This window comes from Stenotrophomonas sp. (assembly GCF_032099025.1).
Classification (GTDB): domain Bacteria; phylum Pseudomonadota; class Gammaproteobacteria; order Xanthomonadales; family Xanthomonadaceae; genus Stenotrophomonas.
This window is the reverse complement of the sequence record NZ_DAMCID010000010.1, coordinates 30,992-44,373: the sequence shown is the minus strand read 5'-3', so window position 1 is coordinate 44,373 and position 13,382 is coordinate 30,992. Positions and strand designations below refer to the sequence as shown.

Here is a 13,382-nt window from a genome sequence, read left to right as displayed (position 1 = left end):
TACCCACCGCGGCGTCAGCCGGCCACGGCGCCGGCCTGCTCCAGCTGTGCCAGATGCGTCTCGGGCAGCACTTCGAACAGCCGCTGCCGTACCCGCTCGCAGTAGCCGGCGGAGGTCAGCCCGGGCAGGGCCTCCAGTGCACCGCGCAGCGCCGCCACCACCTGCACGTCGCTGCGCGCCTGCTGCAGCGTGTACAGCAGCGCGGCGGCCTGCGGGTGCCGCTGCATTTCGAGGATGCCGAGCAGGTAGATGCGTGCGGCCACCAGCGAGCGGCGCCGTTCGGCCGGGGGGGCGCTGACCGCCGCTGCGGCGGCGACGGGAGCGGTCACCGGTGTCGGCGCGGTGGAGACCAGGTAGCCGGCCTGGATCAGCTGGATCACCATCGCCGATGCTTCCGGCCCGATCATGGCGGTGAGCTGGGCCAGGTCGCGCTGGCCGTCGCACAGGATCAGCAGGCGCCGTTGGCGCATGTCCAGCGGCGCACGGTGGGCCTGCAGGGCGTCGTGGGCGAGGTCGGTCTTGCGCGGTTGCATGGGCGTGGGGTCGAAGCGGTGCAGGCCGAGCCTGATCGCTACAGGTGTAACGCTGATGACAGACCCCGGCTGCATGCACCGGCTGCACGCCCGCCACGCTAGCCTGCGGCCACTGACCGGAGGACGAACCTATGAAGCAGCTTGGAAGCGTTATGGCGTTGGGCGTGGCACTGGCGCTGGCGGGGTGCGGGCGGGCGCCGGAGACCCCCTCCACCGATGCGGAGGCCGCGGTGCCTGAATCCACTCCCGCACCGGCACCGGCAGCAGCAGGGACCGCAACAGCCGCTCCGCAGGCCGCCGATCCTGCCGCACAGGGGCCGGCGCGCCTGGACGGGTACGGTCCGCTGACCCTGGGCAGCACGCTGGACCAGGTTCGCGCCGCGTGGAAGGCACCGCTGCAGGGCGACGTGCCCGACGACTACTGTCACGCGCTGCGTCCGCAGGGCGCGCAGGCCGAGGACGTGATCCTGATGATCGAGGGCAAGCGCCTGGTGCGCTATGACGTCCGCAACGACCGCACCGTGGCGCCGGGCGGCGGCAAGGTCGGCATGTCGCTGGGGCAGCTGCAGACCCTGTATCCCGACCGCGGCGACCTCACGCCGCACAAGTATGACGAGCGCGGCCACAACCTGCGCGTGCGACCGGCCACCGAGGGTGGGGCGCTGGTCAACTTCGAGATCAACGGCGACGGCAACGTCACCGCCTGGCGGGTCGGCAAGACCCCGCAGGTGGACTACGTGGAAGGCTGCTCCTGAGCCGGGTTTGCCCGCTGAACCTGCAGTGGCCCTAGAATCGGGCCACGCCACCCTGGGGAACGCCTGATGATCACTGCCACTGCCTGGTTCCTGCTTGGCCTGCTGCTGCTTGCACTGGGGGGCGACTCGATCGTCAAGGCCGCCTCCGGGTTGGCCCAGCGCTTCGGGGCATCGCCGTTCGTGGCCGGCCTGTTGCTGGTCGCCTTCGGTACGTCGCTGCCGGAGCTGGTGGTCAATGGCCGTGCCTTCGTGGTGGGCGCTGAAGAACTGGCGCTGGGCAACGCGGTGGGCAGCAACATCGTCAACGTGGGCCTGACCCTGGGCATGGCGGCGCTGGCGGCACCGCTGCTGGTGCGGGCGCGGCTGCTGTCACCGCTGCTGGTGGTGCTGGCCGTGGCCAGCCTGGCGCTGATCGTGTTCGGCCTGGACGGTGTGGTCACGCGCTGGGAAGGCGGCCTGTTGTTGCTGGGCTTCGTTGCCACCGTGGTGTTCCTGCTGCGCAGCGCGAGGCGCGAAGCCGAGCCGGTGCGCGAGGCCATTGCGGGTTACGCGATGACGCGCACCGGACTGTTTCTCAATGTCCTGCGCGTGCTGTTCGCGGGGGTGTGCCTGTACTACGGCGCGCGCTGGATCGTGGCGGCCGCGCCGGTGATGGGGGCCGGTCTGGGTTGGTCGCCGGTGCTGGTGGGTTTGTTGCCCGTGGCGATCGGCACGGCGCTGCCGGAAGTGGCGGCGGCGATCATGGCCGCGCGCCGTGGCCAGGGCGACATGGTGCTGGGCCACGTGATCGGCTCCAGCCTGTTCAACCTGCTGGTGGTGGTGGGCGGCATGGCCGTGCTGCGCCCGCTGACGCTGCCCGGGTCGTTCGTGAAGCTGGAACTGCCGGCCGCGATCGCCTTCGTGCTGGTGCTGTACCCGATGCTGCGTGGCGACCTGACCATCAGCCGCCGCGAGGGTGGCATCCTGCTGGTGGCGTTCGTGGCTTGGGTAGTGCTGGAGCTGGCTCTCATCGGGTAGAGACACGCCATGCGTGTCTTCGCGGTGCCGGAAGATGTGTAGAGCCACTCCCTGCGTGGCTGCGCAGCGCCGGAAGATGTGTAGAGCCACGCCCTGCGTGGCTTCGCAGCGCCGGAACGAAGAGCAGTCACGCAGGGCGTGGCGCTACCGGAATTATTAGAGCTTTTATTCCGTGGGCGCGGTGGGATCCGGACGCGTGGCGACGCGTTCGTCGGAAGGGCGCTCTTCGTTCTCATTGCGCGGGCGAGGCGGCGGCAGCTGCTCTTCCTTCGCGGTCTCATGCCCCGGCAGCGTCGGGCGCTTCTCCATCATCAGCGACAGCGCGGCCTTGGCCATCATGTGGGCGCTGATCGGTGCGGTGATGAACAGGAATACCGTGATCAGCAGCTCGCGCGGCTGCGGGTCCTCGCCCAGGAAGATGTGGTAGCAGACCGAGCCCAGCAGCACGCAGCCCACGCCCAGCGTGCTGGCCTTGGTCGGCGCGTGCAGGCGCTTGAAGAACGTGGACAGCTTCACCAGGCCGAGCGCGCCGACCAGGATGAAGAAGCAGCCAAACAGCAGCAGCAGCGACAGCACGATCTGGATGAAGGTGATCATTCGACGATGTCCCGGCGCAGCACGAACTTGCTCAGCACCACCGTGCTGCCGAAGCCCAGCATCGCAATCACCAGCGCCGCTTCGAAATACACCGCCGAATTGAGGTACATGCCGAACAGCATCAGCTCGGCGATGGCCGTCACCGACAGCGTGTCCAGCGCCAGGATGCGATCCGGAACCGTGGGGCCACGCAGCAGGCGCCAGGTGGCCAGCAGCATCGCCAGGCCGACCACATGCATGCACACGGCCATGGTGGTCTGGATGAACGTGAAACCGGTCATGGGAAAATCTCCATCAGCGGGGCTTCGTAGCGGTGCTTGATCTGCCGGATGAGCGCGTCCGGATCATCCAGGTGCAGCACGTGCACCAGCAGATAGCGGCGATCGTCGGACAGCGCGGCCGACACCGTGCCCGGGGTCAGGGTGATCATGCTGGTGAGCGCGGCAATGCCGTGGATGTTGGCGATGTCCAGCGGCAACCAGATGAAGCCGGGGTGGATGCGCCGCTCCGGGCCCAGCACCTGGATGGCGACGCGGATGTTGGACACCAGGATGTCCCACAGCGTCACGCAGATCAGCTTGGGCACGGGGCGCAGCGAGCCGATGCGCGCGAACTCGCGGTCCAGCCGCGCGGCGAACAGCGGCACCGCCACGCCCAGCACCATGCCCAGCAGGATCTGGCCCAGCGTGAAGCTGTCGGACATCAGCACCCAGAACCCCATCACCATCACGCTCAGCGACGGCGAGGGGAACACGCGGCGGTACAGGGAGCGTCGGCGCGTCATGGGTTGCGGATCTCCGGCGTGGTCGCGCGCAGCTCACCCACGTACTCGTGGGGCTGCAGCAGCTGGGTGGCCATGGCGTCGGTGTACTGCATCAACGGATTGGCGAACACGCTCATGCCGATGCCGTAGCAGAGCAGCAGCGCGGCGGCGAACAGCTCAACGGTGCGCGTGGGCGCCTTGCGCGGCGGCGGCACGCCTTCCTCCACCACCGGGACCCGCCAGAACAGACGGATGCCACCGCGGGTGATGCCCACGATCACCATCAGGCTGCTGCCGAGCACCGCGGCCCAGACCACGCCGGTGTACGGGGCGGGCATGCCGGCCAACAGCGCGGCCTTGGCCAGGAAGCCGGACAGCGGCGGCAGGCCGGCCACCGAGACCGCGCCGATCAGGAACAGCACCGCCGGCGTTTCCTTGCCCGGCATCGGCGCGATGATTTCCTTGCGGTCGCTGGCGCCGCCACGACGGCGACGGATCAGGTCGGCCACCAGGAACAGCGCGGCCGCCACGAACGTGCTGTGCGGCAGGTAGTACAGGCCGGCCGACAGCACCTGCGGGGTGCGGATCGAGAAGGCGATGAACAACGTTGCCGCCGACACCACCACCAGATAGGAGATCAGCACGCGCAGGCGCGCGGCGGCCAGGACGCCCAGCCCGCCGAGCACCAGCGTGGCGATGCCCGCCCACAGCAGCCACGTGCTGCCGTAGCCGGCCATCGGGCCGGCATCCTCGCCGAACCACAGCGTGCTGACGCGCAGCACCGCATACAGGCCGACCTTGGTCATGATCGCGAACAGCGCGGCCACCGCCGCAGGTGCGCGCGCATAGGCCTCGGGCAGCCATAGATACAGCGGCATCAAGGCCGCCTTGCTGCAGAACACCAGCAACAGCAGGCCCAGCGTGGCCTTGACCAGGGTCAGGTGGCTGGCGGGCACCTCGGCGATGCGCTGGGACAGCTCGGCCATGTTCAACGAGCCGAGCGAGGCATACAGCAGGCCCAGCGCGATCAGGAACAGGGTCGAGGCGGTGACGTTGAACACCACGTAGTGCAGGCCGATGCGCATGCGCAGCCCACGCCCGCCGCTAAGCAGCAGGCCGTACGAGGCGATCAGCATCACCTCGAAGAACACGAACAGGTTGAAGATGTCGCCCGTCAGGAAGGCACCGTTGAGCCCGACCAGCTGGAACTGGAACAGGGCGTGGAAGTGCGGCGCGCGGCGGTCCCAGCCCGAGCACGCATGCAGCAGGCAGGGGATGGCCAGCAGCAGGGTGGTCAGCAGCATCCAGCTGGACAGGCGGTCGCCCACCAGCGCGATGCCCAGGCGCGAGGGCCAGTCACCCAGCAGGTACACCGCGATGGTGCCATCGGCGGTCTGTGCGAACAGCAGCCCCACCGCGGCGGCCAGGGCGGCCAGCGTGGTCCACGCCACGCTGCGCTGCACGGTGGGCCCGTAGCGGCGGTGTTCGACGAACAGGGAACACGCGGCACCGAACAGCGGAATCAGGATGGGCAGGATCACCGCATGGTTCATGCGCCGCCCTCCCGGCCAGGTGCGGTGTCGGGCGTCCCGGTGGGCTCTTCCTCATGCGCGTCGACGTGGTCGCTGTGGTTGTCGCTGCGGCTGCGCATGGCCAGCACGATGCTCACCGCGGTCATGGCGAATGCGATCACGATCGCAGTCAGTACCAGCGCCTGCGGCAGCGGATCGGTGTAGTTGCCCAGGTGGTAGTCCAGGCCTTCCTTCAACACCGGCGCCTTGCCGCTGACCAGCCGGCCACCCGCGAAGATCAGCAGGTTGGTGGCGTAGGACAGGAAGGTCATGCCGAGAATGACGTCGAAACTGCGCGCGCGCAGCAGCAGGTAGATGCCGATGGCGCTCAGTACGCCGATCGCGCTTGCCAGGGCCAGTTCCATCAGTGCATCTCCCCGGTACGTGCCGAACGACGGTTGGGATCGATCTCTCCCTTGCGGGCATTGCGGGTGCGCGAAGGCTTGATCGTGCCCATCATCGACAGCATCAGCATCGCGCCGCCGAACACCACCAGGTACACGCCGGTATCGAACCCGATCGCGCTGGCCAACGGCACCGTGCCGATCAGCGGCAGCTCGAGATCCAGATGCCCGCTGGTGAGGAACGGCACGCCGAACAGCATCGACGCGCTGCCGCTCACGATGGCGATCAGCAGGCCGGCACCGATGCAGCGGATATAGTCGAAGCCGAAGCGCGACTCCACCGATGTGGTGCCCTGGATGACGTACTGGATCAGCAGCGGTACGGCCAGCACCAGGCCGGCGATGAAGCCGCCACCGGGCGCGTTGTGGCCGCGCAGGAACAGGAAGATCGAGACGGTAAGCGTCAGCGGGAACATGATCTGGGCCAGGTCGGCCGGCACCGGCAGCTTGATCGGGGGTCCCGGCATGATCTGCTCCGGTGCCATGCGCGAACGCCGCAGCATGGCGTGCACCACCAGCGCGGCGATGCCGAACACGGTGATCTCGCCGAAGGTATCGAAGCCGCGGAAGTCGACCAGGATGACGTTGACCACATTCTCGCCATACGCCTCGGGCAGCGCCCGGGCGAGCATCTCACCGGCCATGGTGTTGGGCGGCAGGGTCATCGCGCTGTATGCCATCGCGGCCAGACCGCCGCCGCCGATCACCGCGATCAGCGCGTCGCGGCGCTTGCGCCAGCGCGACTTCTCCGGCGGCGACTGCACCGGCAGGTAGTTCATGCCGAGCAGCATCAGGACCAGCGTGACCATTTCCACCAGCAACTGGGTCAGGGCCAGGTCGGGCGCGGACAGGAACACGAACGTCAGCGACACCATCAGCCCCACGCCGCCCACCACCAGCACCGCCAGCAGACGCTGCCGGTAGACGAACAGCGCGCCCAGCGCGCAGCTCATCATGACCAGCCACAGTGCCCAGCCCAGCAGCGGAATCGGCTGTGGCGAGGGCCAGTTGGGCGAGACCGGGTTGGCCACGAACGGTGCCGCCGCGACCACGATCGCCACCACCACCAGCGCCATCAGCATGCGCTGCAGGCTGCCGTTGGCCAGCCCTTGGGTGAGCCGATGGGCGAAGCCGAACACCAGGTCCAGCTGTTTGTGGAAAATGTTGCGCCCGATGGTGCGGGTGACCACCGCGTGCAGGTTGATCAGCCTGCGCAGGCCGAAGTACAGGGCGATGCCGCCCAGCACGCCGGCCAGGCTCATCGCCAGCGGCAGGTTGAAACCGTGCCAGATCGACAGGCTGTAGGCCGGCATGGCCGGGCCGAGGATCGACGACGCGGCCGCGTGCAGCACCGGCGCGATGGTGATCGCCGGGGCAACGCCCACCGCCACGCAGACCACCACCAGGATTTCCACCGGCACCTTCATGAAGCGCGGCGGCTCATGCGGCACGCGGTCCAGGTCGTGTGGTCCCTTGCCGAAGAAGGTGTCGTGCACGAAGCGCAGGCTGTAGGCCACGCCGAACACGCCGGCCAGCAGCGCGGCAATGGACACCGCGATGCGCATCGGCTCGGGGCCCTGCGCGGTGATCGCCTCGGCGAACAGCATCTCCTTGGACAGGAAGCCGTTGAGCAGCGGAATGCCGGCCATGGCCAGCGAGGCGATGATCGCCAGTGCGCTGGTGAAGGGCATCAACCGGCGCAGGCCGCCGAGCTTGCGCATGTCGCGGGTGCCGGTCTCGTGGTCGATGATGCCCGCGGCCATGAACAACGAGGCCTTGAAGGTGGCGTGGTTGAGGATGTGGAACACGCCGGCCACCACCGCCATCGGCGTGGACAAGCCGAACAGCAGGGTGATCAGGCCCAGGTGGGAGATCGTCGAGTAGGCCAGCAGGCCTTTCAGGTCATGCTGGAAGATCGCGTTCCACGCCCCGATCAGCAGGGTGAGCGCGCCGATCCCGCTGACCGTGTAGAAGAACAGCTCGCTGCCGGCCAGCGCCGGGTGCAGCCGCGCCAGGAGGAACACACCGGCCTTCACCATGGTGGCCGAATGCAGGTACGCCGACACCGGGGTGGGCGCGGCCATCGCCTGCGGCAGCCAGAAGTGGAAGGGGAACTGCGCGCTCTTGGTGAAGATGCCCGCCAGGACCAGGAACAGCGCCCACGGATACAGCGCATGGGCGCGGATGACATCGCCGGCGGCCAGCACCACGTCCAGCTCGAAGCTGCCCACGATGCGGCCGATCAGCAGCACGCCGCCGAGCAGGGCCAGGCCGCCGCCGCCGGTGACCACCAGCGCCATCCGCGCACCTTCGCGCGCGTCCTGGCGGTGCGACCAGAAGCCGATCAGCAGGAATGAGCTGATGCTGGTCATTTCCCAGAACACCATCAGCAGCAACAGGTTGCCCGAGAGCACCATGCCCAGCATGGCGCCCATGAACAGCAGCAGGTAACAGTAGAAGCGGTGGGCGCTGTCGCGTGGGCTCAGGTAGTAATGCGCATACATCACCACCAGCGCACCGATGGCCAGCACCATGCCGGCAAACATCCAGGCCAGGCCGTCCAGGCGCAATGAGAAGGCCAGCCCGATCTGCGGGAGCCATTCGCCGAAGCTGCGCACGACCCCGCCGTTGAGGATGTCGGGGGTCATCGTCGCCAGCAGCACCAGCCCGCCCACGGGGGCAGCGGCGGCCAGCCATGCGGCGGTCGCGCGGGAACTGCGGCGGAAGATGGCGACCGCCGCTGCCAACAGGAAGGGCAGGGCGAGCAGCAGGAGCAGGCTTGGATTCATGCAGGGAATGCGGGATTCACGAGCAGGCCGTTTAGTCTAACAGGCAGGCATTTGTCGCCGATACACCCGATTACGCCACCAATTGCATGCAACGTGCGTGATTCATTTTTTCTGGGCAAAAAACGGCCCCATTCGGCAGCTGTGCGTGCCGTATGGAAGCCTCGGCGCGACTTTGCCGGATGTGGTGCCTGAAACCGGCCGCACCCAGCAACCGCAGGGCCTGAAAGGCCATTGGAGCTGGCTGCAGCATGAATGGACTGCGGGCAGGAAGGGCCGTGCACGACGATGCTGGAGGCCGGGGTGTGCAGCCTCAGTGAGCATCCATCTCGTTCAGGTTTGACGCCGCATCGCCGGAGGGAGGCCCGGCCTGGATGCTCAATAGCGCCAGTCGAGCCGGCGGTACAGTTTGGCCAGGACCCAGGCGGGGCCGATCAGCAGATACGTCAGGTCGGTCAGGAAGCTGGGCTTGCGGCCTTCGTACTTGTGCCCGATGAACTGCGCGATCCAGGCCACGACGAACACGCCGATCGCCACCCACAGCAGGTGCTGCAGCCCGATTTCGGCCTCCAGCAGGCGGCACAGGCAGCCGAACACGAAGAACATCACCAGCATGCCGATGCCCAGCGGCCGCGACAGCCGGTTGTAGAAGCTCCAAGCGGTGAACATCGCGAAGGCGGCCCAGATACCGTTCTGGAACCAGGTGATCAGCGGCGGCAGGCACCACAGCAGGGCCACCACCGACCACAGGATCGCCGGTACGGCCACCACATGGATGCGCTGGTTGAGTGCATTGCGGTGGTCATCAGAGTAGCTGGCAAAGTAGCGGTCGATGGGCCGCACAAGCTGGGTCGTCGTGGACATTGAGCCTCCGGAGTGGGCACAGGATACTCCCGCAGCGCGAGGGCCCCAAACGCAGCGCTGCGCCCCGCAGCTGACGGGGTAGAGCGGACTGTGTAGAGCGGACTGTTAGTCCGCTGCCTTACGCGATGACCCAAAACGCGGCGCTGCGCGCCGCAGCTGACTAACAGTCAGCTCTACCGGCCCGAACCCACAGGCCCCGAACCCACAGGCCCCGGACCCACAGGCCCCACACCTCCGCGGTTCCCCCGCCACCTGCAAGGCGGCGGGGGCATCCATCAATCGACCGAGATTCCCGCCAGACGCTGCAGCGCCTCGGCGTACTTGGCGCGGGTGCGTTCAATGATCTCCGCCGGGATGCTTGGGCCCGGGGCGGTCTTGCCCCAGTCCAGCGTCTCCAGGTAATCACGCACGAACTGCTTGTCGTAACTCGGCGGGCTGGTGCCCACCTCGTACTCGTCGGCCGGCCAGTAACGCGAGGAATCCGGCGTGAGCATCTCGTCCATGATGTACAGGCGGCCATCGGCATCGGTACCAAACTCGAACTTGGTGTCGGCCAGGATGATGCCGCGCTCACGCGCGTAGTCGGCGGCGAACGCATAGATGCGCAGCGTGGCGTCGCGCACGCGCTCGGCCAGGTCCGCACCGACCGCCTTCACCATCGCATCGAAGTCGATGTTCTCGTCATGGTCGCCCACGGCGGCCTTGGTCGAGGGGGTGAAAATCGGTTCGGGCAGCCGCTCGGCCTGGCGCAGGCCGTCGGGCAGTTCAATCCCGCTGACCTTGCCGGTGCGCTGGTAGTCCTTCCAGCCGCTGCCAATCAGGTAACCGCGGGCGATCGCCTCGACCGGTACCGGCTTGAGCTTGCGGGTGACCACCGCGCGCTTGGCATACAGCGCCGTGTCCACGCCCTCGGGCAGCACGCTGGCGACGTCGATGCCGGTCAGGTGATTGGGCATCAGGTGCGCGGTCTTGGCGAACCAGAAGTTCGACACCTGGCAGAGCATTTCGCCCTTGCCCGGAATCGGATCGGGAAGCACCACGTCGAAGGCCGACAGACGGTCGGTAGCGACCATCAGCAGGTAGTCCCCCGGCGGAGTGCCGGCGGGCAGCCGTTCGCGCGGAATGTCGAAAACATCACGCACCTTGCCGCGATGGCGCAAGGGCAGGCCGGGGAGATCGGATTGCAACAACGTGGTCGGCACGGGCACTCCTGAGGCTTCGTCGAGACAGCTGTCCAGGGCACCCGGAGGGCCCGCAGAGACAGCGGGCGGCCTAGTGTAAAGCGGGTTGGGCCCGCTGTGACGTAAAATGAAGACCCTTTGTTGCCACGGCCGCCCAGACCCCCATGCGCTGGTACGGAAAACTGCTCGGATTCATCGCTGGCGCCCTGCTTTTCAGGCCCAATCCGCTGTTCGGGGCCGCCATCGGCCTGCTGATCGGGCATGCCTTCGATGCCGACTGGTTCCGCCTGAACAGGGAGAACCCCTACCGGGACCTGGGGCTGACCTCCGAGGCGACCGACGCCGAGGTCGACCTGGCCTACCGCCGGCTGATGTCCCAGTACCACCCCGACAAGGTCGTCGGCGCCGCCCCGGAGCTGCGCCAGCAGGCCGAGCGCAAGTCGCGCCAGCTCAATGCCGCCTACGACCGCATCAAGACCCTGCGCAAGCGCTGAGCGCGCGCGGCCCCTCTCTACGTCCTCAAGGCACCGGCCATGTCCAACTGCATCATCGCCCCCTCCATCCTGTCCGCGAACTTCGCCCGCCTCGGCGAGGAAGTGGACAACGTGCTTGCCGCCGGCGCCGACTGGGTGCACTTCGACGTGATGGACAACCATTACGTGCCGAACCTGACCATCGGCCCGATGGTCTGCCAGGCGCTGCGCAAGCACGGCGTGACCGCGCCGATCGACGTGCACCTGATGGTGGAGCCGGTGGACCGCATCATTCCGGACTTCGCCGAGGCAGGCGCGACCTACATCAGCTTCCACCCGGAGGCCAGCCGCCACGTCCACCGCACCATCCAGCTGATCCGCTCGCTGGGCTGCAAGCCGGGCCTGGTGCTCAACCCGGGCACCCCGGTGGACATCCTGGACTGGGTGCTGGATGACCTGGACCTGGTGCTGCTGATGTCGGTCAACCCGGGCTTCGGCGGCCAGGCGTTCATTCCCTCGGCGCTGGACAAGCTGCGCGTGGTGCGCCAGAAGATCGATGCCAGCGGCCGCGACGTGCGCCTGGAGATTGATGGCGGGGTCAAGGCCGACAACATCGGCGCGATCGCCGCCGCCGGTGCCGACGCCTTCGTGGCCGGCTCGGCCATCTTCAATGCGCCGATCAGCTACAAGGACGTGATCGACCAGATGCGCCACAACGTCGCCAAGGCGCGGGGCTGAGCATGGGCGCGCCCAGCGTGCAGATCCGCGACGCCACCGCTGACGATGCCGCGCTGATCCTGCGTTTCATCCGTGAGCTGGCCATCTATGAGAAGGCGGAATCGTCGGTGCAGACCGACGAGGCGGGCATTCGCCACAGCCTGTTCGGGGAAGGCGCCAAGGCCCGCGCGCTGGTCTGCGAAGCCGATGGCCAGGCCATTGGGTACGCGGTGTACTTCTACAACTATTCCACCTGGCTGGGCCGCAACGGCATCTACCTGGAAGACCTGTACGTCAGCCCGGCCCAGCGCGGCAGCGGCGCCGGCAAGGCGCTGCTGCAGCACATCGCGCGCATCGCCGTGGCCGAAGGCTGTGGCCGTTTCGAATGGTCGGTGCTGGACTGGAACGAGCCGGCCATCAAGTTCTACGAAGCGGCGGGCGCCAAGCCGCAGAGCGAGTGGACGGTGTACCGGTTGGAAGGCGAAGCACTGAAGACGTTCGCGCAGCCCCGGTAGGTATCGCCCGTTGGTCGATGCGCCACGTTCACGGATAAAAAAAGACCGCACCCTTGCGGATGCGGCCCTGGGAAGAGCGGGAGGCTGATCCTGCCTCCATCCATCGTCCTTGCTATGGACTCCCATTCTCCGCACGGTCGGTGACCGTTTGATGACGTTCACCGCGCCTGAAACACCGCACTGCTAGCCTGCGCCTCCCCCTACCGTGGAAGTGCTGCATGAGTGGTCCCTGCTGGCGTCTGATCCTCAACGGCAAGTCCACCGGCAATGACGAGCTGCGGGACGCCGTCCATGCCCTTCGCGAGGAAGGAGTGACCCTGGAGGTGCGGGTCACCTGGGAAGACGGCGACGCCGAGCGGTACGTGGCCGAGGCCATTGAACACGGCGTGGACACCATCATCGCCGCCGGCGGCGACGGCACCCTGAGCGAGGTGGCGGAAACCCTGGCGCATCGCGATGAGGCCGCCGAGGCGCTGCCCACGCTCGGACTGGTGCCGCTGGGCACGGCCAACGACTTCGCCACGGCGGCGGGCATCCCGGACGATCCGTTGCAGGCGCTGCTGATGATCCAGGCCCAGCCGGCCTGCGCGCTCGACCTGCTGCGCATCGAGGCCGATGGTGAATTGTGGTGGTGCGCCAACGTCGCCAGCGGTGGCTTCGGCACGGAGGTGACGGTGGAGACCGACGAAGGCCTGAAGAAGGTGTTGGGTGGCCTGGCCTATCTGCTCACCGGCATCTCGCGGCTGGGCCGGATCGACCCCATCCGGGCGCGGCTGCGCACCCCCGACTTCCAGTGGGAAGGCGGCTTCATCGCGCTGGGCATCGGCAACGGGCGCCAGGCCGGTGGCGGGCAGGTGTTGTGCCCGGAGGCGCTGGTCGACGACGGCCTGCTGGACGTCACCGTCATCCCCGAACTGAGCGGCGAAGTGGCCTCGACCCTCGCCGCACTGGTGAAGGGTGGCAAGGCGGGCGCGCTGGAGCAGGTGGCCGAGCGCACGCGCGCGCCGTGGGTGGAGATCGAGGCGGATGAGCCGGTGACACTGAACCTGGACGGCGAACCGGTACGCGCGCGCCGCTTCCGCATCGACTGCGTGGCGGCGCGCCTGCGCATGCATCTGCCGCTGGGCAGCGCGCTGCTGCGGTAACGCCGGGCGGTTATCGAGGGGCGCCCCGGCGCACCCCTTCGATCGTAGAGCCGGGCCCTGC

General features: G+C 67.8%; 15 protein-coding genes. 6 read left to right on the top strand and 9 right to left on the bottom strand.

Annotated features, from left to right (window positions below; translation table 11 throughout):
• Positions 1-14: 14 nt before the first annotated feature.
• On the bottom strand, positions 15-533 hold the full coding sequence (locus tag RT456_RS09010; RefSeq protein WP_313345374.1) for a hypothetical protein: 519 nt from the start codon (positions 531-533) through the stop codon (positions 15-17).
• Positions 534-664: 131 nt separating this feature from the next.
• Between RT456_RS09010 and RT456_RS09005 the strand changes: the two genes are divergently transcribed.
• Positions 665-1,288, top strand: coding sequence for a hypothetical protein (locus tag RT456_RS09005; RefSeq protein WP_313345371.1), 624 nt, complete (start codon positions 665-667; stop codon positions 1,286-1,288).
• A 63-nt stretch (positions 1,289-1,351) separates the two neighbouring features.
• Positions 1,352-2,305, top strand: a complete 954-nt coding sequence (locus tag RT456_RS09000) for a sodium:calcium antiporter (RefSeq protein ID WP_313345613.1) — start codon at positions 1,352-1,354, stop codon at positions 2,303-2,305.
• A gap of 165 nt (positions 2,306-2,470) precedes the next feature.
• On the opposite strand, the gene RT456_RS08995 is transcribed toward RT456_RS09000, so the two are convergent.
• The 8 genes from RT456_RS08995 to RT456_RS08960 all read right to left on the bottom strand — a co-directional run bounded on the left by RT456_RS08995 (position 2,471) and on the right by RT456_RS08960 (position 10,492).
• Positions 2,471-2,902, bottom strand: coding sequence for a Na+/H+ antiporter subunit G (locus RT456_RS08995; protein ID WP_313345368.1), 432 nt, complete (start codon positions 2,900-2,902; stop codon positions 2,471-2,473).
• Complete coding sequence (locus RT456_RS08990; RefSeq protein ID WP_068854300.1) at positions 2,899-3,183, bottom strand: K+/H+ antiporter subunit F; 285 nt, start codon at positions 3,181-3,183, stop codon at positions 2,899-2,901. The genes RT456_RS08995 and RT456_RS08990 overlap by 4 nt, the downstream gene beginning before the upstream one ends.
• Positions 3,180-3,686 carry a Na+/H+ antiporter subunit E gene (locus RT456_RS08985; protein ID WP_313345365.1) on the bottom strand — a complete coding sequence of 169 codons (507 nt, stop codon included), beginning with the start codon at positions 3,684-3,686 and terminating at the stop codon, positions 3,180-3,182. Before RT456_RS08985 ends, RT456_RS08990 begins: the two co-directional genes overlap by 4 nt.
• Complete coding sequence (locus RT456_RS08980; RefSeq protein ID WP_313345363.1) at positions 3,683-5,218, bottom strand: monovalent cation/H+ antiporter subunit D; 1,536 nt, start codon at positions 5,216-5,218, stop codon at positions 3,683-3,685. Before RT456_RS08980 ends, RT456_RS08985 begins: the two co-directional genes overlap by 4 nt.
• Positions 5,215-5,601, bottom strand: coding sequence for a Na+/H+ antiporter subunit C (locus RT456_RS08975; protein WP_313345361.1), 387 nt, complete (start codon positions 5,599-5,601; stop codon positions 5,215-5,217). The genes RT456_RS08980 and RT456_RS08975 overlap by 4 nt, the downstream gene beginning before the upstream one ends.
• Positions 5,601-8,429, bottom strand: a complete 2,829-nt coding sequence (locus tag RT456_RS08970; protein WP_313345359.1) for a monovalent cation/H+ antiporter subunit A — start codon at positions 8,427-8,429, stop codon at positions 5,601-5,603. The genes RT456_RS08975 and RT456_RS08970 overlap by 1 nt, the downstream gene beginning before the upstream one ends.
• A 375-nt stretch (positions 8,430-8,804) precedes the next feature.
• Positions 8,805-9,290, bottom strand: a complete 486-nt coding sequence (locus RT456_RS08965) for an Mpo1-like protein (RefSeq protein WP_313345356.1) — start codon at positions 9,288-9,290, stop codon at positions 8,805-8,807.
• Between the two features lie 275 nt (positions 9,291-9,565).
• A complete protein-coding gene (locus RT456_RS08960) occupies positions 9,566-10,492 on the bottom strand; it encodes a phosphoribosylaminoimidazolesuccinocarboxamide synthase (RefSeq protein WP_313345353.1) in 927 nt (308 codons plus the stop codon).
• A 143-nt stretch (positions 10,493-10,635) separates the two neighbouring features.
• Here RT456_RS08960 and RT456_RS08955 point away from each other — a divergent pair, with 143 nt between their 5' ends.
• The 4 genes from RT456_RS08955 to yegS all read left to right on the top strand — a co-directional run bounded on the left by RT456_RS08955 (position 10,636) and on the right by yegS (position 13,321).
• Positions 10,636-10,965 carry a DnaJ domain-containing protein gene (locus RT456_RS08955; RefSeq protein ID WP_313345351.1) on the top strand — a complete coding sequence of 110 codons (330 nt, stop codon included), beginning with the start codon at positions 10,636-10,638 and terminating at the stop codon, positions 10,963-10,965.
• A 39-nt stretch (positions 10,966-11,004) separates the two neighbouring features.
• Entirely contained in the window at positions 11,005-11,682 is a 678-nt protein-coding gene (gene rpe, locus RT456_RS08950; RefSeq protein ID WP_068854293.1) for a ribulose-phosphate 3-epimerase, read from the top strand.
• A 2-nt stretch (positions 11,683-11,684) separates the two neighbouring features.
• Complete coding sequence (locus RT456_RS08945; RefSeq protein ID WP_313345347.1) at positions 11,685-12,176, top strand: GNAT family N-acetyltransferase; 492 nt, start codon at positions 11,685-11,687, stop codon at positions 12,174-12,176.
• Positions 12,177-12,394: 218 nt separating this feature from the next.
• Positions 12,395-13,321: a lipid kinase YegS gene (gene yegS / locus RT456_RS08940; RefSeq protein ID WP_313345345.1), complete on the top strand. Its 927-nt coding sequence runs from the start codon at positions 12,395-12,397 to the stop codon at positions 13,319-13,321.
• Positions 13,322-13,382 lie beyond the last annotated feature (61 nt).

Excerpts from the sequence above, each read along its gene's own strand:
- RT456_RS08970 (WP_313345359.1), bottom strand. The coding sequence starts at position 8,429 with ATGAATCCAAGCCTGCTCCTGCTGCTCGCCCTGCCCTTCCTGTTGGCA.
- RT456_RS09005 (WP_313345371.1), top strand. The coding sequence starts at position 665 with ATGAAGCAGCTTGGAAGCGTTATGGCGTTGGGCGTGGCACTGGCGCTG.
- RT456_RS08955 (WP_313345351.1), top strand. The coding sequence starts at position 10,636 with ATGCGCTGGTACGGAAAACTGCTCGGATTCATCGCTGGCGCCCTGCTT.
- RT456_RS08965 (WP_313345356.1), bottom strand. The coding sequence starts at position 9,290 with ATGTCCACGACGACCCAGCTTGTGCGGCCCATCGACCGCTACTTTGCC.
- RT456_RS08995 (WP_313345368.1), bottom strand. The coding sequence starts at position 2,902 with ATGATCACCTTCATCCAGATCGTGCTGTCGCTGCTGCTGCTGTTTGGC.
- yegS (WP_313345345.1), top strand. The coding sequence starts at position 12,395 with ATGAGTGGTCCCTGCTGGCGTCTGATCCTCAACGGCAAGTCCACCGGC.
- RT456_RS09010 (WP_313345374.1), bottom strand. The coding sequence starts at position 533 with ATGCAACCGCGCAAGACCGACCTCGCCCACGACGCCCTGCAGGCCCAC.
- RT456_RS08945 (WP_313345347.1), top strand. The coding sequence starts at position 11,685 with ATGGGCGCGCCCAGCGTGCAGATCCGCGACGCCACCGCTGACGATGCC.
- RT456_RS08985 (WP_313345365.1), bottom strand. The coding sequence starts at position 3,686 with ATGACGCGCCGACGCTCCCTGTACCGCCGCGTGTTCCCCTCGCCGTCG.
- RT456_RS08975 (WP_313345361.1), bottom strand. The coding sequence starts at position 5,601 with ATGGAACTGGCCCTGGCAAGCGCGATCGGCGTACTGAGCGCCATCGGC.
- RT456_RS08980 (WP_313345363.1), bottom strand. The coding sequence starts at position 5,218 with ATGAACCATGCGGTGATCCTGCCCATCCTGATTCCGCTGTTCGGTGCC.
- RT456_RS08990 (WP_068854300.1), bottom strand. The coding sequence starts at position 3,183 with ATGACCGGTTTCACGTTCATCCAGACCACCATGGCCGTGTGCATGCAT.
- rpe (WP_068854293.1), top strand. The coding sequence starts at position 11,005 with ATGTCCAACTGCATCATCGCCCCCTCCATCCTGTCCGCGAACTTCGCC.